Below are 2,665 nucleotides of genomic sequence, written 5' to 3' on the forward strand. Positions count from 1 at the left end.
GAAATGACCTGTATCTCGCGGCTGACGATGGCGGTAACCAGGCGCCGTAATCGTAGGCCGGATGTGGGTGTCGGTGCTTGCCAAATATGCCGATTGCAAAATCTGGTCGAAGAACGTTCATTCAGTATGTTGTTGACCGATTTTGTTGGGTCGATTCCTGTTTGGTGGAGATGCGCCGGGGCCTCCTTCCATGGACACGCATCGTTCAAGTCCATCTCTGGTGGCTGGCACTTGCCGCCTGGCTTGGCCTCGTCGCTTGTGATCTTCATCACCTTTGCGGGTCCAGCGCGAGGGATGCTCAGCTGGTGCATGCCGTATTGTACAGTTGCACCAGTATCAGCCAGGATGCCATGGTCCCCCATTTCATCCTCCAGCACATGTTGCCCGCGGCTTTGCTGGGGATTCTGTTCCGGTGGCTGAATAGCCGCTGGCTGCGCCAGCTGGGCGTTCATTCTGCTGGTGTTGCCGGGGTTCCCGGCCTGGCTGGTGGCGGTCATCCCGGCGTCAACGTGGTGGCGATGCCGGGGATGGTTTAATCCTTATCCGCCCGGTTGGTGTGGTTTTGTACTTTTCGCTCACGTTTATCTGCGAGTCCTTGCCCAGCGCCGGCTGCGCGCGCCATCCGCTCTGGAAACACACCGGCATGAACACCCGCCGAACCTGTGCCAGTTGATTCTGGTGTCCGGCATTCTCCTGAGGCTCAACGGCGTCGCGCCGGCAGCTCCCCACAGCTACATGCACGCCTTGGAACGGGTCTCCGGCACTGCTGATCAACGCCCACGCTCGCTGGCGTTGCGGCGGGTAGCCGATTCCGGGTTCGGCTCGGGGCAGGTACTGCAGGGAAAGCAGGCCGCGGGATAAGGGCTGCGGGTCCCCGCGCCGCCGGAATCGCGAGGAGATCACTGGGGCCAAGCCCCTCGAAGGGCATGGTCTACCAGCTTGCGGATAGTCAGCAGCGACGGACAGCTCCCGGGAACAGACGATCAAGAACAGAACCAGCCCCGCTACGATGACCAGGAGCGGAGGGTGTAGACGCGCCAGGCCCAGGACGAAGCTGGACGAGAAAGAACCGAGATATGCAGGTCGTGGCACGACCTCTCCTGTTCGAAGACAAGAGGTGCAATGGGCGGGCCACCGACGGCCGCGATCGTGCCCATACCCATAGGTCTGTACGGCACGGGCCATCACACGATCGCGCTGTTTCAGGGCCTGTTCTCAGCCCGCCGAAGGCCGAGTGACATGCTGGAGAAGGACCAGGGTGCTCAAGATCAGCGAAACCCCGGTGGAAATCACCAGCAACGTCAGTGCTGCCAGAACCGCGCTGGAACCCCACCCCCAATGGCCAAGCGCAGCTCCCCAACCGGAGGGCACCACAACGCCGTCACGCCAGCACCTGAAGATGGCTAGCAGGGAGGCATTCGAGTATCAGCGGCGGCATGAAGACGGCTCATCAGGAACAGCAGCGGCGCCGCCAGGGTGCCAATGCCATAGCCGGCCACGCCCTGCAGGCAGGCGCCGGCCAGAACGGCCAGGTCGGCCATAGGGATCTGGTACGTAGACATCCGTCAAGCCATCACCAGAGACACCAGGGCGAGGGTTGAGGTATGGCCGGCCCGGCACCATTCGACATCACGACAGTGAACAGCAGGTCCGCCTTCGCGACGGCATTGCCGCCGAAGCGGAACTTCCTGATCCTCGGGGTCCACGGAGGTCGTGGTCGTTCTCATGGGAGGGCTCCTCGATGTGTCGGCGGGATCCTGCTGAGGTTAAGGCATTGGCGCTTGTCCGTCACCCGGGATGCGCGCAGTTGACGGAAAAAACCGGTGCTCACACAGCTATCAATGGAAGAGCACGGAGTTCCGTTTCGAATAATTTCCTGCCCGAACCAAATCTCGTCAAAGCTGCCCGATGATTGAACTCAGGTGTGTGGCTTCTCTGCAGTGCATCCCTGCAACTTCAAGATATTCACCAACACAAGGAAATTCAGGATGTTGAGCAGGAAAGGTAGCGTCTTTGGTGTTTGCAGGCGGCTCATTGCTGGCACTGGCCGGCCATGGCAGCTGCGCAGGGAGGCTCACGCAGGGATCTCGTCGGGCAGGCACAGGTGAGCGACGAATCCTGCCCGTGATGATGTGGTTATCGAGTGTGATGACCGCCTTGACAGGTCAATTGACGCTGGCGGATTTTTTGACAAGTATCTGGCGTTTGAGCTGGCCACCGTTATACCGACTCACTACCATCGAACACAACAGGCTCCACTGGACGCTCGGTTACCACATGTTCGACGGTTCCCTTCGCGTTTATGTCGTAGTTTGGCCCGTTTGCCTGTTCGCAAAAGTGGGTGGCGGAATCCTGGAGGCAGGGACTGCAGTGTCACGATCAACGGTCTTGGCGAGTGCTAGCGATAAGAACGGTGTTGCGCACCGGGGCTGGTGCCACCATTGATATCACTGACTCTTTCGGCTTCGCTGGAGTGGACCATCTTCAGGAGGTATTGGCTACGACAGCTCAGGAGTCCAGAACCTGAAATCCGATGTCCACATCTTCTCTCTGCAGGGCCGTATTCGTTCTAAACTGGAGCTTATGGAACAACCCATCACCGGTTACCACAAAGACGAAGGATCATTGGTTGCCCGGCTGCGTGCGACAATCAGCATGTGCGCCA

The 2,665-nt window shown here is 59.6% G+C and carries 2 protein-coding genes; both read right to left on the reverse strand.

Translation table 11 applies throughout. From position 1 onward, the window contains the following. Nucleotides 1-497, reverse strand: a 497-nt coding sequence (locus ACXX9E_RS29090) for a hypothetical protein (RefSeq protein ID WP_458556698.1), incomplete at its 3' end; no start/stop codon positions are given. A gap of 906 nt (nt 498-1,403) precedes the next feature. Beyond that, complete coding sequence (locus ACXX9E_RS29095) at nt 1,404-1,562, reverse strand: hypothetical protein (RefSeq protein WP_458556699.1); 159 nt, start codon at nt 1,560-1,562, stop codon at nt 1,404-1,406. Between the last annotated feature and the right edge of the window lie 1,103 nt (nt 1,563-2,665).

Source organism: Pseudomonas sp. GNP014, from assembly GCF_054344005.1.

Excerpts from the sequence above, each read along its gene's own strand:
- ACXX9E_RS29095 (WP_458556699.1), bottom strand. The coding sequence starts at position 1,562 with ATGTCTACGTACCAGATCCCTATGGCCGACCTGGCCGTTCTGGCCGGC.